This is a genomic window from Stenotrophomonas sp. FBCC-B152, assembly GCF_059134105.1.
This window is the reverse complement of the sequence record NZ_CP101442.1, coordinates 3,594,131-3,616,191: the sequence shown is the minus strand read 5'-3', so window position 1 is coordinate 3,616,191 and position 22,061 is coordinate 3,594,131. Positions and strand designations below refer to the sequence as shown.

The 22,061-nt window shown below is 66.7% G+C and carries 22 protein-coding genes; 11 read left to right on the top strand and 11 right to left on the bottom strand.

From position 1 onward, the window contains the following. Nucleotides 1-1,302, top strand: a complete 1,302-nt coding sequence (gene hmgA, locus NMB40_RS16555; protein WP_494359130.1) for a homogentisate 1,2-dioxygenase — start codon at nucleotides 1-3, stop codon at nucleotides 1,300-1,302. Between the two features lie 20 nt (nucleotides 1,303-1,322). Here the strand turns inward: hmgA and NMB40_RS16550 are convergent, their stop codons facing one another. After that, a complete protein-coding gene (locus NMB40_RS16550) occupies nucleotides 1,323-1,865 on the bottom strand; it encodes a hypothetical protein (RefSeq protein ID WP_494359129.1) in 543 nt (180 codons plus the stop codon). 132 nt (nucleotides 1,866-1,997) lie between these two features. Between NMB40_RS16550 and NMB40_RS16545 the strand changes: the two genes are divergently transcribed. Both NMB40_RS16545 and NMB40_RS16540 read left to right on the top strand, forming a co-directional pair. Continuing rightward, a complete protein-coding gene (locus NMB40_RS16545) occupies nucleotides 1,998-2,600 on the top strand; it encodes a hypothetical protein (protein WP_494359128.1) in 603 nt (200 codons plus the stop codon). 100 nt (nucleotides 2,601-2,700) lie between these two features. Then, the gene (locus tag NMB40_RS16540; protein ID WP_494359127.1) at nucleotides 2,701-3,651 is read left to right on the top strand and encodes a sodium:calcium antiporter; all 951 of its coding nucleotides are present in this window, start codon (nucleotides 2,701-2,703) and stop codon (nucleotides 3,649-3,651) included. Between the two features lie 52 nt (nucleotides 3,652-3,703). Here the strand turns inward: NMB40_RS16540 and NMB40_RS16535 are convergent, their stop codons facing one another. From NMB40_RS16535 to NMB40_RS16500, 8 genes are all read right to left on the bottom strand, one after another. Beyond that, on the bottom strand, nucleotides 3,704-4,138 hold the full coding sequence (locus NMB40_RS16535; protein ID WP_494359126.1) for a Na+/H+ antiporter subunit G: 435 nt from the start codon (nucleotides 4,136-4,138) through the stop codon (nucleotides 3,704-3,706). Beyond that, on the bottom strand, nucleotides 4,135-4,419 hold the full coding sequence (locus tag NMB40_RS16530) for a K+/H+ antiporter subunit F (protein ID WP_068854300.1): 285 nt from the start codon (nucleotides 4,417-4,419) through the stop codon (nucleotides 4,135-4,137). The genes NMB40_RS16535 and NMB40_RS16530 overlap by 4 nt, the downstream gene beginning before the upstream one ends. Then, nucleotides 4,416-4,919 (bottom strand): Na+/H+ antiporter subunit E, encoded by a 504-nt coding sequence (locus tag NMB40_RS16525; RefSeq protein ID WP_282243249.1) that lies wholly within the window; start codon nucleotides 4,917-4,919, stop codon nucleotides 4,416-4,418. Before NMB40_RS16525 ends, NMB40_RS16530 begins: the two co-directional genes overlap by 4 nt. Continuing rightward, nucleotides 4,916-6,451 (bottom strand): monovalent cation/H+ antiporter subunit D, encoded by a 1,536-nt coding sequence (locus NMB40_RS16520; protein WP_494359125.1) that lies wholly within the window; start codon nucleotides 6,449-6,451, stop codon nucleotides 4,916-4,918. The genes NMB40_RS16525 and NMB40_RS16520 overlap by 4 nt, the downstream gene beginning before the upstream one ends. Next, nucleotides 6,448-6,834: a Na+/H+ antiporter subunit C gene (locus NMB40_RS16515; RefSeq protein WP_494359124.1), complete on the bottom strand. Its 387-nt coding sequence runs from the start codon at nucleotides 6,832-6,834 to the stop codon at nucleotides 6,448-6,450. Before NMB40_RS16515 ends, NMB40_RS16520 begins: the two co-directional genes overlap by 4 nt. Continuing rightward, complete coding sequence (locus tag NMB40_RS16510) at nucleotides 6,834-9,662, bottom strand: monovalent cation/H+ antiporter subunit A (RefSeq protein ID WP_494359123.1); 2,829 nt, start codon at nucleotides 9,660-9,662, stop codon at nucleotides 6,834-6,836. The genes NMB40_RS16515 and NMB40_RS16510 overlap by 1 nt, the downstream gene beginning before the upstream one ends. A gap of 345 nt (nucleotides 9,663-10,007) precedes the next feature. Beyond that, on the bottom strand, nucleotides 10,008-10,493 hold the full coding sequence (locus tag NMB40_RS16505; protein WP_093532758.1) for an Mpo1 family 2-hydroxy fatty acid dioxygenase: 486 nt from the start codon (nucleotides 10,491-10,493) through the stop codon (nucleotides 10,008-10,010). Between the two features lie 75 nt (nucleotides 10,494-10,568). Then, complete coding sequence (locus NMB40_RS16500; RefSeq protein WP_282243258.1) at nucleotides 10,569-11,495, bottom strand: phosphoribosylaminoimidazolesuccinocarboxamide synthase; 927 nt, start codon at nucleotides 11,493-11,495, stop codon at nucleotides 10,569-10,571. A 143-nt stretch (nucleotides 11,496-11,638) separates the two neighbouring features. Between NMB40_RS16500 and NMB40_RS16495 the strand changes: the two genes are divergently transcribed. The 4 genes from NMB40_RS16495 (at nucleotide 11,639) to yegS (ending at nucleotide 14,328) form a co-directional block, all read left to right on the top strand. After that, nucleotides 11,639-11,968 carry a J domain-containing protein gene (locus NMB40_RS16495; protein ID WP_282243259.1) on the top strand — a complete coding sequence of 110 codons (330 nt, stop codon included), beginning with the start codon at nucleotides 11,639-11,641 and terminating at the stop codon, nucleotides 11,966-11,968. A 40-nt stretch (nucleotides 11,969-12,008) separates the two neighbouring features. After that, nucleotides 12,009-12,686, top strand: coding sequence for a ribulose-phosphate 3-epimerase (gene rpe, locus NMB40_RS16490; RefSeq protein ID WP_068854293.1), 678 nt, complete (start codon nucleotides 12,009-12,011; stop codon nucleotides 12,684-12,686). Between the two features lie 2 nt (nucleotides 12,687-12,688). After that, nucleotides 12,689-13,180 (top strand): GNAT family N-acetyltransferase, encoded by a 492-nt coding sequence (locus NMB40_RS16485; protein WP_494359122.1) that lies wholly within the window; start codon nucleotides 12,689-12,691, stop codon nucleotides 13,178-13,180. Nucleotides 13,181-13,401: 221 nt separating this feature from the next. Then, complete coding sequence (gene yegS, locus NMB40_RS16480) at nucleotides 13,402-14,328, top strand: lipid kinase YegS (protein ID WP_494359121.1); 927 nt, start codon at nucleotides 13,402-13,404, stop codon at nucleotides 14,326-14,328. A 41-nt stretch (nucleotides 14,329-14,369) separates the two neighbouring features. Here the strand turns inward: yegS and NMB40_RS16475 are convergent, their stop codons facing one another. Both NMB40_RS16475 and NMB40_RS16470 read right to left on the bottom strand, forming a co-directional pair. Next, the gene (locus tag NMB40_RS16475; RefSeq protein WP_494359120.1) at nucleotides 14,370-15,176 is read right to left on the bottom strand and encodes an ankyrin repeat domain-containing protein; all 807 of its coding nucleotides are present in this window, start codon (nucleotides 15,174-15,176) and stop codon (nucleotides 14,370-14,372) included. A 108-nt stretch (nucleotides 15,177-15,284) separates the two neighbouring features. Then, nucleotides 15,285-16,016 carry an ankyrin repeat domain-containing protein gene (locus tag NMB40_RS16470; RefSeq protein ID WP_494359119.1) on the bottom strand — a complete coding sequence of 244 codons (732 nt, stop codon included), beginning with the start codon at nucleotides 16,014-16,016 and terminating at the stop codon, nucleotides 15,285-15,287. A gap of 243 nt (nucleotides 16,017-16,259) precedes the next feature. Between NMB40_RS16470 and NMB40_RS16465 the strand changes: the two genes are divergently transcribed. The 4 genes from NMB40_RS16465 (at nucleotide 16,260) to trpD (ending at nucleotide 22,058) form a co-directional block, all read left to right on the top strand. Beyond that, the gene (locus NMB40_RS16465) at nucleotides 16,260-18,662 is read left to right on the top strand and encodes a Tle-like phospholipase domain-containing protein (RefSeq protein WP_494359118.1); all 2,403 of its coding nucleotides are present in this window, start codon (nucleotides 16,260-16,262) and stop codon (nucleotides 18,660-18,662) included. Between the two features lie 212 nt (nucleotides 18,663-18,874). Then, entirely contained in the window at nucleotides 18,875-20,350 is a 1,476-nt protein-coding gene (trpE, locus tag NMB40_RS16460; protein ID WP_093534930.1) for an anthranilate synthase component I, read from the top strand. Between the two features lie 71 nt (nucleotides 20,351-20,421). Then, the gene (locus NMB40_RS16455; RefSeq protein WP_494359117.1) at nucleotides 20,422-21,009 is read left to right on the top strand and encodes an anthranilate synthase component II; all 588 of its coding nucleotides are present in this window, start codon (nucleotides 20,422-20,424) and stop codon (nucleotides 21,007-21,009) included. After that, nucleotides 21,006-22,058, top strand: coding sequence for an anthranilate phosphoribosyltransferase (trpD, locus tag NMB40_RS16450; RefSeq protein WP_494359116.1), 1,053 nt, complete (start codon nucleotides 21,006-21,008; stop codon nucleotides 22,056-22,058). The genes NMB40_RS16455 and trpD overlap by 4 nt, the downstream gene beginning before the upstream one ends. Nucleotides 22,059-22,061: the final 3 nt, after the last annotated feature.

Genomic DNA, 22,061 nt, shown 5'->3' with positions numbered 1-22,061 from the left:
ATGCCCACCTCCCTCGAATCGCGCGGCTACCAGACCGGTTTCGGCAACGAATTCGCCAGTGAAGCGGTTCCCGGCGCGCTGCCGGTGGGCCGCAACTCGCCGCAGCGGGTGGCGCATGGTCTGTACGCCGAACAGCTGTCCGGCACGGCGTTCACCGCGCCGCGCGGCAGCAACCGGCGCAGCTGGCTGTACCGCATCCGTCCGGCGGTGACGCATGGGGAATTCCAGCCCTATGCGCAGCCGCGCCTGCACAGCGATTTCGCGCAGGGGGCGGTGTCGCCCAACCAGCTGCGTTGGGATCCGCTGCCGTTGCCCACCACGCCGACGGACTTCGTCGACGGCCTGTACACCATGGGCGGCAATGGTTCGCCGGACGCGCACGGCGGCGTCGGCATCCACCTGTACGCCGCCACGGCGGACATGCAGGGGCGTTACTTCTACGACGCCGATGGCGAACTGCTGATCGTGCCGGAGCTGGGCCGGCTGCGCCTGCTGACCGAACTGGGCGTGATCGAGATCGAACCGCAGCAGATCGCGGTGATCCCGCGTGGCGTGCGTTTCCGCGTCGAACTGCCCGACGGGCAGGCGCGCGGCTACATCTGCGAAAACTTCGGTGCGCTGCTGAAATTGCCCGACCTGGGCCCGATCGGTTCCAACGGCCTGGCCAACCCGCGTGATTTCGAAACGCCGCACGCGGCTTACGAGGACGTCGACGGTGCCTTCGCGTTGATCGCCAAGTTCCAAGGCCAGCTGTGGCGTGCGGACATTGATCACTCACCGCTGGATGTGGTGGCCTGGCACGGCAACTATGCGCCGTACCGCTATGACCTGCGCCGCTTCAACACCATCGGCTCGATCAGCCACGACCACCCGGATCCTTCGATCTTCCTGGTACTGCATTCGCCCAGCGACACCCCGGGCACCAGCAACATGGATTTCGCGATCTTCCCGCCGCGCTGGCTGGTGGCCCAGGACACCTTCCGGCCGCCGTGGTTCCACCGCAACATCGCCAGCGAGTTCATGGGGCTGATCCACGGCGCCTATGACGCCAAGGCTGAAGGCTTCGTGCCCGGTGGCGCGTCCCTGCACAACAGCATGAGCGGCCACGGGCCGGATGCTGCCACGTTCGAGAAAGCGTCCGCTGCCGACCTGAGCCGGCCGGACGTGATCAAGGACACCATGGCCTTCATGTTCGAAACGCGTGGCGTGATTCGCCCCACCGCGCAGGCGATGGACGCGGCGCACCGCCAGCGCGGCTACCAGCACTGCTGGCAGGGCCTGAAGAAGAACGTCCAGGCGTAATCACACACGGGCAGCGGCGATCAGCTGGCGACCGCGCCGGCCTGCTCCAGCTGTGCCAGGTGTGTCTCGGGCAGCACCTCGAACAGGCGCTGGCGGACGCGCTCGCAGTAGCCGGCGGAGGTCAGCCCAGGCAGCGCATCGAGGGCACTGCGCAGCGCGGCGACCACCTGCTCGTCGCTGCGCGCCTGCTGCAGGGCGTACAACAGCGCGGCGGCCTGCGGGTGCCGTTGAAGTTCGAGAATGCCGAGCAGGTAGATGCGTGCGGCCACCAGCGAACGCCGGCGTTCGGTGACGGGAGCGGCACTTCCCGGCGTCGGGCCCGCAGCCGTTGCCGCAACCGGCTCGGGCGCTGGCATCGGTTCGGGCGGCGCAGTGGACACCAGATAGCCGGCCTGGATCAGCTGGATCACCATGGCCGACGCTTCCGGCCCGATCATGGCGGTGAGCTGGGACAGATCGCGCTGGCCATCGCACAGGATCAGCAGGCGCCGCTGGCGCATGTCCAGGGGCGCGCGGTGGGCCTGCAGGGCGTCACGGGCGAGGTCGGTCTTGCGCGGTTGCATGGGCGTGGGGTCAAAGCGGTGCAGGCCGAGCCTGAACGCCACAGGTGTAACTGTGATGACAAGCACGCTATGTATGCACGCGCTGCACGTCCCCCACGCTAGCCTGCGACCCACTGACAGGAGGGCGTGCATATGAAGCAGCTGGCAAGCGTGTTGGCATTCGGTATCGCAATCGCATTGGCGGGCTGCGACCGCCACCCAGAGCCCCCGTCGGCCGATGCCGAGGCGGCGGTGGTGGAACCGGCTGCGGACGCGGCGGTACCTGCAGCACCCACGGCCGATCCTGCAACGCAGGGTCCTGCACGCCTGGATGGGTACGGCCCGTTGACCCTGGGCGCGACCCTCGATGAGGTCCGTACCGCCTGGAAGGAGCCGCTGCAGGGCGATGTCGCCGATGACTATTGCCACGCACTGCGCCCGCAGGGCAGCCAGGCCGATGACGTGATCCTGATGATCGAGGGCAAGCGGCTGGTGCGTTACGACGTCCGCAACGACCGCATCGTGGCGCCGGGTGGCGGCAAGGTCGGCATGTCACTGGGCCAGCTGCAGACGCTGTACCCCGATCGTGGCGACCTGACCCCGCACAAGTACGACGAGAAGGGCCACAACCTGCGGGTACGCCCTGCCGCCGAGGGTGGAGCGATCGTCAACTTCGAGATCAATGGCGATGGCACCGTCACCGCCTGGCGGGTCGGCAAGACCCCGCAGGTGGATTACGTGGAAGGCTGCTCCTGAGCCACGGCACGGGGCCGGGTGACCCGGCCCCGTGCGCACCGCCTGTGCGCCGGGCCGGAACTGGCCCTAGAATCGGGCCACGCCACCTGGGGATCCACCGATGATCGCTGCCACTGCCTGGTTCCTGTTGGGCCTGCTGCTGCTTGCACTCGGGGGCGACTCCATCGTCAAGGCCGCCTCAGGGCTGGCCCAGCGCTTCGGTGCGTCTCCGTTCGTGGCCGGGTTGCTGCTGGTGACCTTCGGTACGTCCCTGCCCGAACTGGTGGTCAACGCCCGCGCGTTCGTGGTTGGCGCCGAGGAGCTGGCGCTGGGCAACGCGGTGGGCAGCAACATCGTCAATGTGGGCCTGACCCTGGCGCTGGCCGCGCTTGCCGCGCCGCTGCTGGTGCGGGCACGCCTGCTCTCGCCGTTGCTGGTGCTGCTGGCGGTGGCCAGCCTGGCCCTGATCGTATTCGGCCTGGATGGGGTGATCGCGCGCTGGGAAGGCGGCGTACTGCTGCTGGGCTTCGTGGCACTGCTTGCCTTCGTGCTTCGCCAGGCGCGACGCGAATCCGAGCCGGTGCGCGAGGCGATTGCCGGTTATGCGATGACCCGCACCGGGCTGTTCCTCAATGTGCTGCGGGTAGTGTTCGCCGCCGTGTGCCTGTACTACGGCGCGCGCTGGGTGGTGGGTGCCGCGCCGGTGATGGGGGCCGGCCTGGGCTGGTCGCCCTTGCTGGTGGGCCTGCTGCCGGTGGCCATCGGTACGGCGCTGCCGGAAGTGGCCGCCGCGATCGTGGCGGCGCGCCGTGGCCAAGGCGACATGGTGCTGGGCCACGTGATTGGTTCGAGCCTGTTCAACCTGCTGGTCGTGGTCGGCGGCATGGCCGCGCTGCGCCCGCTGGCGCTGCCCGAGTCGTTCGTGAAGGTGGAACTGCCGGCGGCGATCGCCTTCGTGCTGGTGCTGTACCCGATGCTCAAGGGCGACCTGACCATCAGCCGGCGCGAGGGCGGGATCCTGCTGGTGGCGTTCCTGGCGTGGATCGCGCTGGAGCTTGCCTTGATCGGGTAGGGACACGCCGCGCATGTCCTTCCATCACCGCGCGGACACGCAGGGCGTGTCCCTACGTCTCCGGAGGCGCGGTCGGATCCGTGCGCGTGGCGACACGTTCATCATCATCGCGCCCCTCCGTCACATTGCGCGGCAGCGGTGGCGGCAACTGCTCTTCCTTCGCCGTCTCATGCCCCGGCAGGCTCGGCCGCTTCTCCATCATCAGCGACAGCGCCGCCTTGGCCATCATGTGCGCGCTGATCGGTGCGGTGATGAACAGGAACACGGTGATCAGCAGCTCGCGCGGCTGCGGGTCTTCGCCCAGGAAGATGTGGTACAGCACCGAACCGGCCAGCACGCAGCCCACGCCCAGCGTGCTGGCCTTGGTCGGCGCATGCAGGCGCTTGAAGAACGTGGACAGCTTCACCAGCCCCAGCGCCCCGACCAGGATGAAGAAGCAGCCAAACAGCAGCAGCAGCGACAGCGCGACCTGGATGAAGGTGATCATTCGACGATGTCCCGGCGCAGCACGAACTTGCTCAGCACCACGGTGCTGCCGAAGCCCAGCATCGCGATCACCAGCGCAGCTTCGAAGTACACCGCCGAATTGAGGTACATGCCGAACAGCATCAGCTCGGCGATGGCCGTCACCGACAGCGTGTCCAGCGCCAGGATCCGGTCGGGCACGGTCGGACCGCGCAGCAGGCGCCAGGTGGCCAGCAGCATGGCCAGCCCGACCACGTGCATGCACACGGCCATGGTGGTCTGGATGAAGGTGAAACCGGTCATGGGAAAATCTCCATCAGCGGGGCTTCGTAACGGCTCTTGATCTGGCGGATCAGCTCGTCCGGATCGTCCAGGTGCAGCACGTGCACCAGAAGGTGGCGACGGTCGTCGGACAGCGCGGCCGAAACCGTGCCCGGGGTCAGGGTGATCATGCTGGTGAGCGCGGCGATGCCGTGGATGTTGGCGATATCCAGCGGCAGCCAGATGAAGCCGGGGTGGATGCGGCGTTCCGGGCCGAGGACCTGCACCGCCACGCGGATGTTGGAGACCAGGATGTCCCACAGCGTCACGCAGATCAGCTTCGGCAGCGGCCGCAGCGAACCAATGCGCGCGAACTCGCGGTCCAGCCGCGCGGCGAACAGCGGCACGACCACGCCCAGCAGCATGCCGAGCAGGATCTGGCCGAGGGTGAAACTGTCGGACATCAGCACCCAGAACCCGGTGACCATCACGCTCAGCGAGGTCGAGGGGAACAGGCGGCGAAGGAACGGGCGGCGGCTCATGGCTGGCGGATCTCCGGCGTGGTCGCGCGCAGCTCACCCACGTAGTCCTGCGGGGTGAGCAGCTGCGTGGCCATGGCGTCGGTGTACTGCATCAACGGGTTGGCGAACAGGCTCATGCCGATGCCATAGCAGAGCAGCAGCGCGGCGGCGAACAGTTCCACGGTGCGGGTAGGCGCCTTGCGCGGCGGTGGCACGCCTTCCTCCAGCACCGGCACCCGCCAGAACAGGCGGATGCCGCCGCGGGTGATGCCCACGATCACCATCAGGCTGCTGCCCAGCACCGCCGCCCAGACCACGCCGGTGTACGCCGCCGGCATGCCGGCCAGCAGCGCGGCCTTGGCCAGGAAGCCGGACAGCGGCGGCAGGCCGGCCACCGACACTGCGGCGATCAGGAACAGCACCGCAGGCGTTTCCTTGCCCGGCATCGGCGCGATGATTTCCTTGCGGTCACTGGCGCCGCCACGGCGGCGGCGGATCAGGTCGGCGATCAGGAACAACGCCGCGGCCACGAACGTACTGTGCGGCAGGTAATACAGGCCCGCCGACAGCACCTGCGGGGTGCGGATCGAGAAGGCGATGAACAACGTGGCGGCCGAGACCACCACCAGGTAGGAGATCAACACGCGCAGGCGCGCGGCGGCGAGCACGCCCAAGCCGCCCAGCAGCAACGTGGCCACGCCGGCCCAGAACAGCCACTGGCTGCCGTAGCCGGCCATGGCGCCGGCATCTTCGCCGAACCACAGCGAGCTCACCCGCAGCACCGCGTACAGCCCGACCTTGGTCATGATCGCAAACAGCGCCGCCACCGCCGCCGGTGCACGCGCGTAGGCTTCCGGCAGCCACAGGTACAGCGGCATCAGCGCGGCCTTGCTGCAGAACACCAGCAGCAGCAGGCCCAGCGTGGCCTTCACCAGGGTCAGATGCGTGGGCGGCACCTCGGCGATGCGCTGGGACAGCTCGGCCATGTTGAGCGAGCCCAGCGAGGCGTACAGCAGCCCCAATGCGATCAGGAACAGCGTGGAGGCGGTGACGTTGAACACCACGTAGTGCAGGCCGATGCGCATGCGCAGCCCGCGTCCGCCACTGAGCAGCAGGCCGTAGGAGGCGATCAGCATCACCTCGAAGAACACGAACAGGTTGAAGATGTCGCCGGTGAGGAAGGCGCCGTTGAGGCCCACCAGCTGGAACTGGAACAGCGCATGGAAGTGCGGCGCGCGCCGGTCCCAGCCCGAGCAGGCGTGCAGCAGGCACGGAATGGCCAGCATCAGCGTGGTCAGCAGCATCCAGCTGGACAGACGGTCGGCCACCAGCGCGATGCCCAGCCGCGAGGGCCAGTCGCCCAGCAGGTACACCGCGATGGTCCCATCGGCGGTCTGTGCAAACAGCAGGGCCACCGCCGCCGCCAACGCGGTGAGCGTGGTCCAGGCTACGGTGCGCTGCACCTTCGGCCCATAGCGACGATGCTCGACGAACAGCGAACAGGCCGCACCGAACAGCGGAATCAGGATGGGCAGGATCACCGCATGGTTCACGGGCCACCCTCCCGGCCGGGCGCGGTATCGGCCAGCTCCGCGGCCTCATCCTCGTGCGCGTCGACGTGGTCGCTGTGGTTGTCGCTGCGGCTGCGCATGGCCAGCACGATGCTCACGGCGGTCATCGCAAAGGCGATGACGATCGCGGTCAGCACCAGGGCCTGCGGCAGCGGGTCGGTGTAGTTGCGCAGGGTGCTGTCCACGCCTTCCTTCAGCACGGGGGCCTTGCCGGTGACCAGGCGACCGCCGGAGAAGATCAGCAGGTTGGTCGCGTAGGACAGGAAGGTCATGCCGAGGATGACGTCGAAGCTGCGCGCGCGCAGCAGCAGGTAGATGCCGATCGCACCGAGTACGCCGATCGCGCTTGCCAGGGCCAGTTCCATCAGTGGGTCTCCCCGGTGCGTGCCGAACGGTTGTTGGGATCGATCTCGCCCTTGCGCGAGTTGCGGGTGCGCGACGGCTTCACCGTGCCCATCATCGACAGGATCAGCATTGCCCCGCCGAACACCACCAGGTACACGCCGGTATCGAAGCCCACCGCGCTGGCCAGCGGCACCGTGCCGATCAGCGGCAGCTCCAGGTCCAGGTGCCCGCTGGTGAGGAAGGGCACGCCGAACAACATCGACGCGCAGCCGCTGACGATGGCGATGAGCAGGCCCGCGCCGATGCAGCGGATGTAATCGAAGCCGAAGCGCGATTCCACCGAGGTGGTGCCCTGGATGACGTACTGGATCAGCAGCGGTACCGCCAGCACCAGGCCGGCGATGAAGCCGCCGCCGGGTGCGTTGTGGCCGCGCAGGAACAGGAAGATCGAGACGGTCAGCGTCAGCGGGAACATCACCTGGGCCAGGTCGGCCGGTACCGGCAGCTTGATCGGCGGGCCCGGCATGATCTGCTCCGGCGCCATCCGCGAACGCCGCAGCATGGCATGCACCACCAGCGCGGCGATGCCGAACACGGTGATCTCACCGAACGTATCGAAGCCGCGGAAGTCCACCAGGATCACGTTGACCACGTTCTCGCCGTAGGCTTCGGGCAGGGCGCGCGCCAGCAGTTCGCCGGCCATGGTGTTGGGAGGCAGGGTCATCGCGCTGTAGGCCATGGCGGCCAGGCCGCCGCCACCGATCACCGCGATCAGCGCGTCGCGGCGCTTGCGCCAGCGCGACTTCTCCGGCGGCGACTGCGCCGGCAGGTAGTTCATGCCCAGCAGCATCAGCACCAGCGTCACCATCTCCACCAGCAGCTGGGTCAATGCCAGGTCCGGCGCGGACAGGAACACGAAGGTCAGCGATACCATCAGGCCCACGCCACCGGCCACCAGCACCGCCAGCAGGCGCTGCCGGTACACGAACAGCGCGCCCAGCGCGCAGGCCATCATCACCGCCCACAACGCCCAGCCCAGCAGCGGGATGGGCTGCGGCGAAGGCCAGTTGGGCGATACCGGGTTGGCCACGAACGGGGCGGCAGCGACGATGATCGCCACCACCACCAGCGCCATCAGCATGCGCTGCAGGCTGCCGTTGGCCAGCCCCTGGGTGAGCCGGTGGGCGACGCCGAACACCAGGTCCAGCTGCTTGTGGAACAGGTTGCGCCCGATGGCATGGCTGACCACCGCATGCAGGTTGATCAGCCGGCGCAGGCCGAAGTACAGCGCGACGCCGCCCAGCACACCGGCGATGCTCATCATCAGCGGCATGTTGAACCCGTGCCAGACCGAGAGGCTGTAGGCCGGCATGGCCGGGCCCAGGATCGAGGAGGCTGCCGCGTGCAGGATCGGGGCCACGGTGATCGCCGGGGCCACGCCGACCGCCACGCACAGCACCACCAGCACCTCCACCGGTACCTTCATGAAGCGCGGCGGTTCATGCGGCACCCGGTCCAGGTCATGCGGACCCTTGCCGAAGAAGGTGTCGTGGACGAAGCGCAGGCTGTAGGCCACGCCCAGCACGCCGGCCAGCAACGCGGCAATCGACACCGCGATGCGCATCGGCTCCGGGCCCTGCGCGGTGATGGCCTCGGCGAACAGCATTTCCTTGGACAGGAAGCCGTTGAGCAGCGGAATGCCGGCCATGGCCAGCGAGGCGATGATCGCCAGCGCGCTGGTGAAGGGCATCAACCGGCGCAGGCCGCCGAGCTTGCGCATGTCACGGGTGCCGGTTTCATGGTCGATGATGCCGGCGGCCATGAACAACGAGGCCTTGAAGGTGGCGTGGTTGAGGATGTGGAACACGCCGGCCACCACCGCCATCGGCGTGGACAGGCCGAACAGCAGGGTGATCAGGCCCAGGTGGGAGATCGTCGAATAGGCCAGCAAGCCTTTCAGGTCATGCTGGAAGATCGCGTTCCAGGCGCCGATCAGCAGGGTCAGCGCGCCGATGCCGCTGACCGTGTAGAAGAACAGGTCGGTACCGGCCAGCGCCGGGTGCAGCCGCGCCAGCAGGAACACGCCGGCCTTCACCATGGTGGCCGAATGCAGGTAGGCCGACACCGGGGTCGGCGCGGCCATGGCATGCGGCAGCCAGAAATGGAACGGGAACTGCGCGCTCTTGGTGAAGATGCCGGCCAGTACCAGGAACAGCGCCCACGGGTACAGCGGGCTGGCACGGATCACATCGCCGGCGGCCAGCACCGCATCCAGCTCGAAGCTGCCGACGATGCGGCCGATCAGCAGCACGCCGCCGAGCAGGGCCAGGCCGCCGCCGCCGGTGACCACCAGCGCCATCCGCGCGCCCTCGCGGGCGTCCTGGCGGTGCGACCAGAAGCCGATCAGCAGGAACGAGCTGATGCTGGTCATTTCCCAGAACACCATCAGCAGCAACAGGTTGCCCGACAGCACCATGCCCAGCATGGCGCCCATGAACAGCAGCAGGTAGCAGTAGAAGCGGTGGGCGTTGTCCTTCGCGCTCAGGTAGTAGTGCGCATACATCACCACCAGCGCGCCGATGGCCAGCACCATGCCGGCGAACATCCAGGCCAGCCCATCCAGCCGCACCGAGAACGCCAGTCCGATCTGCGGCAGCCACTCCCCGAAACTGCGCACGACGCCGCCCTCGAGGATCGCGGGGGTCATCGTCGCGAGCAGCGCCAGACCGCCCACGGGCGCGGCCGCGGCCAGCCAGGCGGCGGTGGCACGGGAACTGTGACGGAACACAATGACCGCCACCGCCAGCAGGAAGGGCAGGGCGAGCAGCAGGAGAAGGCTGGGATTCATGCAGGGAATGCGGGATTCACGAGCAGGCCTTTCAGTCTAACAGGCAGGGATTTGTCGCCGATATACCCGATTACGCCACCAACTGCATGCAACGTGCGTGATTCATCTTTTTGCTGCCGGTGTCGGCGTCCATCCGGGGTTGTTCAACGCCGTATGGAAACGTTGCCGGCACTTTGCGATCTGAGTGATCTCGCCGCCGTTCAGCCCAGCAACGGCAGGGCCTGCGCCCACCCGTCGGCTACCTCGCAGCTGAACGAAACGCGCTCCCGGGATCGCGCCCACGGCCATGCTGGACCCGCAGCCGTGGAGCAGGGGTGAGCATCCATTTCGTTCAGGTTGGGCCGGTCAATAGGCCAGGTCAAACTTCCGGTACGCCTTGGCCATCACCCAGGCGGGCCCAATCAACAGATAGGTCAGATCGGTCAGGAAGCTGGGCTTGCGCCCCTCGAACTTGTGGCCGATGAACTGCGCGATCCAGGCCACCACGAACACGCCCAGCCCCAGCCAGGCCAGGTTGGCCAGCCCGATTTCGGCTTCCAGCAACCGGCAGGTGCAGCCGCACACAAAGAAGAAGGCGAGCATGCCCAGGCCCAACCGGCGCGACAGGCGGTTGTAGAAGCACCACGCAGTGAACATCGCCAGGCCCGCCCAGACTCCGTACTGGAACCAGGTGATCAGCGGCGGCAGGCACCACAGCAGGGCAATGACCGACCACAGGATCGCCGGCACCGCCACCACGTGGATGCGCTGGTTCAGCGTATTGCGGTGGTCGTCGGAATAGCTGGCGAAATAGCGGTCGATGGGCCGCACAAGCTGGGTCGTCGTGGACATTGGGCCTCCGGAGTTCGCACAGGATACTCCGCCGCCGCTGGTAGAGCCGGGCTCTGCCCGGCTCTCCAGACAATCTCAGTCCACCGAGATCCCGGCCAGGCGCTGCAGCGCCTCGGCGTACTTGGCGCGGGTGCGCTCGATGATGTCCGCCGGGATGGTCGGGCCCGGGGCGGTCTTGCCCCAGTCCAGCGTCTCCAGGTAATCGCGGACGAACTGCTTGTCATAGCTTGGCGGGCTGGTGCCCACTTCGTACTCGTCGGCCGGCCAGTACCGCGAGGAATCCGGCGTCAGCATCTCGTCCATGATGTACAGGCGACCATCGGCATCGGTACCGAACTCGAACTTGGTGTCGGCCAGGATGATGCCGTGCTCGCGCGCGTAATCGGCGGCGAACTTGTAGATGCGCAGGGTGGCATCGCGCACGCGCTCGGCCAGGTCCGCGCCAACCGCCTTGACCATCGCATCGAAATCGATGTTCTCGTCATGGTCGCCCACGGCGGCCTTGGTCGAGGGGGTGAAGATCGGTTCGGGCAACTGCTCGGCCTGGCGCAGGCCGTCGGGCAGTTCAATGCCGCTGACCTTGCCGGTGCGCTGGTAATCCTTCCAGCCGCTGCCGATGAGGTAGCCGCGGGCGATGGCTTCCACCGGTACCGGCTTGAGCTTGCGGGTCACCACCGCGCGCTTGGCGTACAGGGCGGGGTCCACGCCGTCGGGCAGCACGCTGGCCACGTCGATGCCGGTGAGGTGGTTGGGCATCAGGTGCGCGGTCTTGGCGAACCAGAAGTTCGAGACCTGGCAGAGCATTTCACCCTTGCCGGGGATCGGATCGGGAAGCACCACGTCGAAGGCCGACAGACGGTCGGTAGCGACCATCAGCAGGTAGTCCCCCGGCGGAGTGCCGGCGGGCAGCCGTTCGCGCGGAATGTCGAAAACATCACGCACCTTGCCGCGATGGCGCAAGGGCAGGCCGGGGAGATCGGATTGCAACAACGTGGTCGGCACGGGCACTCCTGGGGCTTCGTCGAGACAGCTGTCCAGGGCACCCGGAGGGCCCGCAGGGACAGCGGGCGGCCTAGTGTAAAGCGGGTTGGGCCCGCTGTGACGTAAAATGAAGTTCCTTCGTTGCCCCGGCCGCCCCGACGACCATGCGCTGGTACGGAAAACTGCTTGGATTCATCGCCGGCGCCCTGCTTTTCAGGCCCAACCCGCTGTTCGGGGCCGTCATCGGCCTGCTGCTCGGGCATGCCTTCGACGCCGACTGGTTCCGCCTGAACAGGGAGAACCCGTACCGGGAGCTGGGGCTGACCTCCGAGGCCACCGACGCCGAGGTCGACCTGGCCTACCGCCGGCTGATGTCCCAGTACCACCCCGACAAGGTCGTGGGCGCCGCCCCGGAGCTGCGCCAGCAGGCCGAGCGCAAGTCGCGCCAGCTCAACGCCGCCTACGACCGCATCAAGACCCTGCGCAAGCGCTGAGCGCGCGCGGCCCCCTCTCTACGTCCCCAAGGCACCGGCCATGTCCAACTGCATCATCGCCCCCTCCATCCTGTCCGCCAACTTCGCCCGCCTCGGCGAGGAAGTGGACAACGTGCTCGCCGCCGGCGCCGACTGGGTGCACTTCGATGTGATGGACAACCATTACGTGCCGAACCTGACCATCGGCCCGATGGTCTGCCAGGCCCTGCGCAAGCACGGCGTGACCGCCCCCATCGACGTGCACCTGATGGTGGAGCCGGTGGACCGCATCATTCCGGACTTCGCCGAAGCTGGCGCCACCTATATCAGCTTCCACCCCGAAGCCAGCCGCCACGTGCACCGCACCATCCAGCTGATCCGCTCGCTGGGCTGCAAGCCGGGCCTGGTGCTCAACCCGGGCACCCCGGTGGACATCCTGGACTGGGTGCTGGATGACCTGGACCTGGTGCTGCTGATGTCGGTCAACCCGGGCTTCGGTGGCCAGGCCTTCATTCCCTCGGCGCTGGACAAGCTGCGCGTGGTCCGCCAGAAGATCGATGCCAGCGGCCGCGACGTCCGCCTGGAGATCGACGGCGGGGTCAAGGCCGACAACATCGGCGCGATTGCCGCTGCCGGCGCCGACGCCTTCGTGGCCGGTTCGGCGATCTTCAACGCGCCGATCAGCTACAAGGACGTGATCGACCAGATGCGCCACAACGTGGCCAAGGCGCGGGGCTGAGCATGGGCGCGGCCGGCCTGCGGATCCGCGACGCCACGGCTGCCGATGCCGCGCTGATCCTGCGCTTCATCCGCGAACTGGCGATCTATGAGAAGGCCGAATCGTCGGTGCAGACCGACGAGGCCGGCATTGTCGCCAGCCTGTTCGGCGCGGGCGCCAAGGCGCGCGCGCTGGTCTGCGAAGCCGATGGCCAGGCCATCGGGTACGCGGTGTACTTCTACAACTATTCCACCTGGCTGGGCCGCAACGGCATCTACCTGGAAGACCTCTACGTCAGCCCCGCCCAGCGCGGCAGCGGCGCCGGCAAGGCGCTGCTCAAGCACATCGCCCGCATCGCCGTGGCCGAAGGCTGCGGCCGCTTCGAGTGGTCGGTGCTGGACTGGAATGAGCCGGCCATCAAGTTCTACGAAGCCGCCGGCGCCAGGCCGCAGAGCGAGTGGACGGTGTACCGGTTGGAAGGCGAAGCACTGAAAGCGTTCGCCCAAAACCGGTAGGTATCGACCGTTGGTCGATACGGCGTCTGCGCGAGGATAAAAAAAAGACCGCACTCCTGCGAATGCGGCCCTGGAAATAGCGGGAGGCTGATCCTGCCTCCATCCATCGTCCCTGCTATGGCCTTCCATTCTCCGGGCGATCGGTGACCGTTTGATGACGTTCACCGCCCCTGACACATCGCACTGCTAGCCTGCGCCTCCCCCTACCGTGGAAGTGCAGCATGCGTGGTCCCCGCTGGCGTCTGATCCTCAACGGCAAGTCCACCGGCAACGACGACCTGCGCACGGCCGTGCACGCGCTGCGTGACGAGGGGGTCACCCTGGAAGCGCGCGTCACCTGGGAAGACGGCGACGCCGAGCGCTACGTGGCCGAGGCGATCGAGCATGGGGTGGATACCATCATTGCCGCCGGGGGCGACGGCACCCTGAGCGCAGTGGCGGAAACCCTGGCCCATCGTGATGAGGGCGCCGACGCGCTGCCTACCCTGGGACTGGTGCCGCTGGGCACCGCCAATGACTTCGCCACGGCCGCCCGAATTCCGGACGAGCCGTTGCAGGCGCTGAAGCTGATCCAGGCCCAGGCGGCACGTCCCGTGGACCTGCTGCGGATCGATGCCGATGGCGAGCTGTGGTGGTGCGCGAACGTGGCCAGTGGTGGCTTCGGTACCGAGGTGACGGTGGAAACCGACGAAGGCCTGAAAAAGGTGCTGGGCGGGTTGGCCTACCTGGTCACCGGCATTTCCCGACTGGGGCGGATCGACCCGATCCGGGCCCGACTGCGCGCGCCGGACTTCAATTGGGAAGGGGGCTTCATCGCGCTCGGCATCGGCAATGGCCGACAGGCCGGCGGTGGCCAGGTGCTGTGCCCTGATGCCCTGGTCAATGACGGCCTGCTCGACATCACCGTGATCCCGGAGCTGAGTGGCGAAGTGGCTTCGACGCTCGGGGCGCTGATCCGGGGCGGCAAGCAGGGCGCATTGGAGCAGGTCGCCGAACGCACCCGCGCGCCGTGGGTGGAGATCGAAGCCGACGAGCCGATGACGCTCAACCTGGATGGCGAACCAGTACGCGCGCGCCGGTTCCGCATCGACTGCGTGGCAGCACGCGTGCGCATGCACCTGCCGCTCGACAGCGCGCTCCTGCAGTAGCTGTTGGCGCGCCGCCGTAGAGCCGGGCCCTGCCCGGCTGCTCAGAGCAGCGGAATATCCTCTTCCCTGGTCGGGAAGCCAAATGCCTCCCGCTTCCTGCGGATGTGCTCAGGCATCGGCGGACGCGGGATGTTTCGTGCGACCAGCCACTGCTGGCTCTTTTTCTGCCATGGAAGCAGGTCGGGCGTGGTGACCTCCCAATAGATATCGTCGACCATCCGCATCGGTGGTGCCTCGCCCGAGCCGGTAAGTATTTTGGTCTTGATTGTCGGGTCTGCACCGTGCTCCAGGAGCCAATAGACGTAGTTGAAGCCGCCTCGGCTGGTGTACAGGCTCAGTATGGTGTCTGCAGAGCCAAGGTTCGGTTCATTGACGTTGGCGCCGTTTTCCACAAGAAGCTGCACGTTCTTCCACTGATTTCCGCTCAGGAACGCCACATACATCAATGTCTCCCTTGCGGAGCTGCGGGTATTGGGATCGCCGCCGTGTTTGAGCAGAAGCTCGAGAAATCGTGGGTCCTCCATCTTGGCTGCGTAGACCATGGCGTTGTTGAAGCCAAGCCTGCGCCGGTCAACCTCCTTGAACTCCCGCGCATTGGGATCGGCGCCATTCTCCAGCAACGCGCGCAACCCATCGAGGTTTTGCGCCCGCAGCGGCCATGCAATCAGAGGAATGCCGTCGCGACGGGCAAAGGTTTTGTCGGGATCGACACCTTCATCCTTGATCCAGTGGCGAATGGCTGCCGCGTCACCCGTCTCGGTTGCGACGGCCAGCTGCAGCGCCTTGCCGTCGAAAAAGTCACTAGCGCCATGTGAAGACGATGCTGCGCAGCCAATGGCCAGAAGCATAGTCAGAAATGCCAAGACAGCGAACGCAATCTTCGCGGCGTGGGCTGCTTGAGGGGCTGGAAGTACTCTCAACTCTGGTGCTCGGAAAGGTTAAGGATGGGCGCATTCTCAGAGAAGCGGAATGTCTTCCTCTCTCGTTGGGAAACCGAAGGCTTCACGCTTCTGCCTGATTCCGTCTGGCATGGGTGGCCGGGGAATGTTGCGCTCGACGAGCCACTGTTGGCACTTCTTTTGCCAAGGTAAGAGATCCGGAGTGGTGATGCCCCAGTAGATGTGTTCGGCAATGAACATGCGGTCCGGCTCGCCGATTGATGACTTGAGCACCACGCTCGGGTCCGCGCCGTGCTCGAGAAGCCAGTAAACGTGTTCGAAGGCGCCACGACCGCTGTACCAGCTGATAGGGGTATCGGAAGGGCCGAGGCTGGGCTCATTCACGTTCGCGCCGCCCTCCACCAACTGCTTCACGTTGTCCCACTGGTTGCCGCTGATGAACGCCTGGTAGAGCAATGTCTCGTTGTTGGAATTGCGCGTATTGGGGTCGCCACCATGCTTCAGGAGCAACGCGAGAAAGCGCGGGTCGTCCATCTTGGCGGCGTAGACCATGGCGTTGTTGAAGTGGACCACCTCACCGTTCATCTGCTTCACCAGCCGCGCATTGGGGTCCGAGCCGTTTTCCAACATGCCGCGCAATCCGTCCAGATTCTTTGCCCGCAACGGCCATGCCAGCAGTGGAATGCCATCGCGACTGGAGAACGAATTGTCGGGTTCAACCCCGTCGTCCTTGATAAGCCGCTGGATGGCATCAAGATCGCCGTCCTCACTGGCGATGGCCAGCTTCAACTCTCTTCCGGTGAAATACTGGTCTGCCCCATGCGCAGACGTCGCAGCGCACCCGCTGAGCGCAAAAAGTGTGAGCCAAGCCGCACTTAGAAGGGCTTTTGTCATCAAGTTGTGAAGGCCTGCGCGCATGATCATCCTGATGTTGAACCCCTGAAGGGGGTGACATTAGCAAAACGTTCTGCTATTCGATAACCAGCGCGGCTCGGGGGGATCGCGCGCCTTCACTGTGCAATGGAGCTTGCCATGAGTGGTCCCGATACCGAAGCGCGTGCCCGCGCCATCCAGGAACAGAATCTTCTTGTCGAGCAGCTGCGTGAAAGCGGCAACGATAACGAAGCGGATCGTCTCCAGGAAACCTACCATGCGAGCGAGATGGCTGGTCTTGCCGCCGATGTCTATCTATCAGCCAAGGGTGATGGCGAGCCGCCTGCCGGTTGGATCCGCGCCAGTGCTGATCCGGAGGCCCTTCGAGCCGCTGGCATCAACATGTCGGATGAAGAAATTCGCAATCATCTCAGCCCCACCCAGTCTGGGTTCCGCGCAGAGATCTACATTCCTGACAAGGGGGTGTTGGGTGAGGGAGCCAAGCCGGTCGTCGTATTCAAAGGCTCGACCGGCGAAATCATCGACCCTTCCGCTCCGAGTGGTCGGCGCGAATCTGGCGGCGAGGACTTCCTCAACAATGGCCAGCAGGGTATCGGCATGCGCAGCGATTACTACCATCGCGCGATGACGCTGGCTGTGCGTCTGCAGGACCGGGTCGGCAACAACTTCGAAATCGCCGGCCACTCCCTCGGCGGCGGCATGGCCTCCGCCGCCTCCGCCGTCACGGGTGCCCGTGCCACTACCTTCAACGCGGCTGGCCTGCATCCTGACACGCCTGCGCGTTTCGCCAAAGAGAACGGACTACCCACCTTCAATCCGCAGCAGACCGTGCACACCTACCAGGCCGCTGGCGAGGTGTTGAATGACGTACAGAACGGCATGCAGAAGCTCAGCGACGAACAGCGCCGGGGCTACGGTGTGCTCGCCAATGAAATGGGCATGCTGCTGAAAGAGCCCGCCATGCAGAAGCTCGTCGGCGACCAGCTTCGCGAGATGATGCCTGCGGGCGCGCAGACTTCTGCCGCGCAGTTCATCGAACAGCTGGCAACCAAGCCTGGGCAGGATGCGCTGCGAAACTTCCCCGTGGCGGCAGGCAAGCTTGAGTTGTTGCTGGACTCCAAGATGGTCGACAAGAACGACAAGGACGCCGGAATCGTCGACCGACCGAATGTGGCCGCACCCAGCCAGGTGGCCGAACTGGCCGGTCCGCTGTCACATGCGCTGCATGCGACGGGCTACGGTATGCGCGGTGGGCGCATCGTCGGCGAGCAGGTCGAACGGGTGGGCGCAGCCGGCGCGCACGTACTGGACAAGGTGGGCGATGGTGCCGAGGTCGTGCTCAAGACCCAGGGCATGGCGATCGGCCAAGTGGTGAACTTCGGGTCTGCCACCATGCAGGTCAGTGCCAAGGCCAGCACCACCGTGATCGCGTCCGGACGCGAGCTGACCGGCAGCATCGAAGCTACCCTGCATCGGGCCGAATCGCAGGCGCGCTCGGGTGGCATGTCCGCACTGTCGTGGATCACCGACAAGGTCGGCCTGGACAGCGTGTCCGAGCGTCTGGCCAAGGAAGCCGAGCGCACCCGCAACGACGGCGAACATCGGGCGCAAAGCGCCACCCGCCACGCGCAGTCCGATGCAGACGGAATCCGGGCGGTGGGCGACCGCAGCGCCGCCGCCATTGGTCACAATGGTCAGTGGGTTGCGGGCAAGCTGCAGAACGGGTTCGCCACCGCTGGCGCCTACGTGGACAGCGGTTACGACCTGGCTGCGTCCCACGTGAAGGGCATCAGCGCGCACGCTCCGGCTGTCTTCGCTACGGTAGGCGGAGTAGGGGCGGGTATTACCGCGGCGGCGGCCACCCACGTACCGGCGGGGCCGCCACCGCTGGCACTGCACAACCTCTCCAATCTCGCCAAGTCTGCGCGGTTGATCGACGAGCTTGGCCCTTCCTTCGGCGAATCGGCCGCCCGCCACGGCATGGCCGATACCGTCATCCCCAGTCTTGATGCCGAACTGGGCAAGCAGGAAGCCAGGGCCCGCGCGCTGCTGGAACAGCACGAACGCATCCAGCACCCGGCGGAGAAGCACGCCGCCGTCGTCGCCGAGCCCGCCACGCTGGTGGTTGGCATCAACGATCCCGGCCACAGGCAATACCACATGTTCCAGGGGGCCCAGTCCGGCGTCCACGGCATCGATGCCGCCCACAACCGTGTGCCCGACCTGCAGAGCGACCAGCTGGCCGGTGCGCTGGCGGCCAAGGCCACCCAGGAAGGCCTGGAACGCATCGAGCGGGTGGTACTGAGCGAGGACCGCACCCGCGTGTTCGCGGTCGATACCCAGGACCTCACCTCCGTGCACCGCCACCTGGCGCAGGTGGACGTGGTGGCCGGGCGGCAGCAGCCGCTCAGCGTGAGCACCGAGCAGGTGGCCGAGGTCAACCGCCAGCAGGAGCGCACCGCCGCCGCCCCGGCGCTGGTGGCCGACCTGGGTGCCGAACAGCGCGAACAGGAGCAGCAGGCCGCGCGCCGCATGGGCTGACGCCTCCGGCCCTGTTGGCGGCTGAATCGCCGGCAGGGCCGGGTGTGGACCGGGCACGGGCGGGTTCCATCCGGTGCCGCCAATGCGGTACAGTCCCCGGGTGTCCATTCTGACGACCCCGCATACCCTTTCTTCCGCTCGCCGTTGGTGGCGATGGTGGCCTGTTGCCGTCGTCCGTCCCGCCACCGCCGTTTCCCGGAAGGAAAGTCGTCTTGATCACGCTCGAGCAGTTCCAGCAGCAGGCCGCTGAAGGCCACACCCGCATCCCCGTCGTCCGCGAAGTGCTGTCCGACCTGGACACGCCGCTTTCGGTCTATCTGAAGCTCGCCGACGGCCCGCATACCTATCTGTTTGAATCGGTCGAAGGCGGCGAACGCTTCGGGCGTTATTCCATCATCGGCCTGCCGGCCCGCCGCGTGTACGCCTTCCACGGCCATACCCTGACCGTCAGCGAAGCCGGCCAGGTGGTGGAAACCCGTGAGGTGGCGGACCCGTTCACCGAAGTGGAGGCGCTGCGCAGTGCCCATTCGGTGCCCAAGCTGGCCGGCCTGCCGGGTTTCACCGGCGGCCTGGTGGGCTGGTTCGGGTTCGAGTGCATCGGCTATATCGAACCGCGCCTGGCCCCGCCGCGCGGCCGCGATGAACTGGGCACGCCGGACATCCTGCTGCTGCATTCGGAAGAGCTGGCGGTGTTCGACAACCTCAAGGGCCGCCTGTACCTGATCGTGCACGCCGACCCCGGCCAACCCGGCGCGTGGGACGAGGCACAGGCGCGGCTGGACGGCCTGGTTGCCAAGCTGCGTGCCCCCGGCGCGGGCTACCCGGTGCCGATCACCCGCGACGTGCTGGACGAGAACGACTTCGTGTCCGGCTTCACCCGCGAAGGCTTCATTGCCGCCGTGGACAAGTCCAAGGAATACATCCGCGCCGGCGACATCTTCCAGGTGGTGCTCAGCCAGCGCCTGAGCGTGCCGTTCAAGGCGCGCCCGGTGGATGTGTACCGCGCGCTGCGCGCGCTGAACCCCTCGCCGTACATGTACTTCCTCGACACCGGCGATGTGCAGGTGGTCGGCTCCTCGCCGGAAATCCTGGTGCGCCTGCAGGACGGGGAGGTCACCGTGCGCCCCATCGCCGGTACCCGCCCGCGCGGCGCCACGGTGGAAGAAGACAACGCGCTGGAAGCCGAACTGCTGGCCGATCCGAAGGAACGTGCCGAGCACCTCATGCTGATCGACCTGGGTCGCAACGACGCCGGCCGCGTTTCCAAGGCCGGCACGGTGGAAGTGGGCGAACAGTTCGTGATCGAACGCTACAGCCACGTCATGCACATCGTCAGCGAAGTGACCGGGCAGCTGCAGCCGGGCCTGAGCTACGCCGACGTGCTGCGCGCCACGTTCCCGGCCGGCACGGTCAGTGGCGCGCCGAAGATCCGCGCGCTGGAAGTGATCCGCGAACTGGAGCCGATCAAGCGCAATGTCTACGCCGGCAGCATCGGCTACATCGGCTGGCACGGCGATGCCGACACCGCCATCGCCATCCGCACCGCGGTGATCAAGGACGGTCGCCTGCACGTGCAGGCCGGCGCCGGCATTGTGTATGACTCCGACCCGGGCAAGGAATGGGACGAGACCATGAACAAGGGCCGTGCGCTGTTCCGCGCCGTTGCTCAGGCCGCCAAGGGCCTTTGACTTTCGCGGTGTGCCGGCCCATGGCCGGCGCTACCGATTCCCCATCGCAGCCTTGATTCCAGGAATTTGCCATGTTGTTGATGCTCGACAACTACGACAGCTTTACCTACAACCTCGTGCAGTACCTGCAGACGCTGGGTGCCGATGTAAAGGTGGTGCGCAACGACGCCCTGAGCGTAGACGAGATTGCTGCGCTCGCCCCCGAGCGCATCGTGATCTCGCCCGGCCCGTGCACGCCCAACGAGGCGGGCGTGTCGCTGGAGCTGATCCGGCGGCTGGGTCCGACCACCCCGATCCTGGGCGTATGCCTGGGCCACCAGGGCATCGGCCAGGTGTACGGCGGCGATGTCATCCGCGCCGGCACCATCATGCACGGCAAGACCTCGCCGATCCGCCACTTGGGCAAAGGCGTGTTCGCCGGGCTGCCGGACCGCTACCAGGCCACCCGCTACCACTCGCTGGTGGTGGACAAGACCACGCTGCCCGACTGCCTGGAAGTGACTGCCTGGACCGAGAACGAGGACGGCACGATCGAAGAGATCATGGGCCTGCGCCACCGCGAACACCCGGTGGAAGGCGTGCAGTTCCACCCCGAATCGATCCTCACCGAGCACGGCCACGCCCTGCTGAAGAATTTCCTGCAAAGGAACCCCGCATGACCTTCTCCCCCCAGGAAGCCCTGCAGCGCACCATCGAGCACCGCGAAATCTTCTTCGACGAGATGGTCGACCTGATGCGCCAGGTGATGCGCGGTGAAGTGTCGCCGGTGATGACCGCCGCGATCCTCACCGGCCTGCGGGTCAAGAAGGAAACCGTGGGCGAGATCGCCGGTGCGGCCACCGTGATGCGCGAGCTGGCGCTGGCGGTGCCGGTGGAAGACAAGACCCACCTGATCGACATCGTCGGTACCGGTGGCGATGGCTCGCACACCTTCAACATCTCCACCTGCGCGATGTTCGTGGTGGCTGCGGCCGGTGCCAAGGTGGCCAAGCACGGCAACCGCAGCGTGTCGTCCAAGTCCGGCAGCGCCGATGCGGTGGAAGCGCTGGGCGCGGTCATCGAGCTGCGCCCGGAGCAGGTGGCCCGCGCGATCAGCGAAACCGGTATCGGCTTCATGTTCGCGCCGATGCACCACCCGGCGATGAAGGTCGTTGCGCCGGTGCGCCGTGAGATGGGCGTGCGCACCATCTTCAACATCCTGGGCCCGCTGACCAATCCGGTGGGCGCCACCAACGTGCTGATGGGCGTGTTCCATCCCGACCTGGTCGGCATCCAGGCGCGCGTGCTGCGCGAGCTGGGCGCCGAGCGCGCCATGGTGGTGTGGGGCCGCGACAACATGGATGAGATCTCGCTCGGCGCCGGCACCCTGGTCGGCGAGCTGCGCGATGGCAAGGTGCGCGAATACGAGATCCACCCGGAAGACTTCGGCATTGCGATGTCCGCCAGCCGCAACCTCAAGGTCAGCGACCCGGAGGAATCGATCGCGATGCTGCGCGGGGTGCTCGACAACCAGCCCGGTCCGGCGCTGGATATCGTGGCGCTCAATGCCGGCGCGGCGCTGTACGTGGCCGGCGTGGCCAGCAGCATCGCCGACGGCCTGGCCCGTGCCCGCGCGGCCATTGCCGACGGCAGCGCGCGCCAGCGCATGCAGGAATATGTGGAGGCCACCCGGCGACTGGCCGATAATGGCCGGCCTGAAGGACCCTGAACG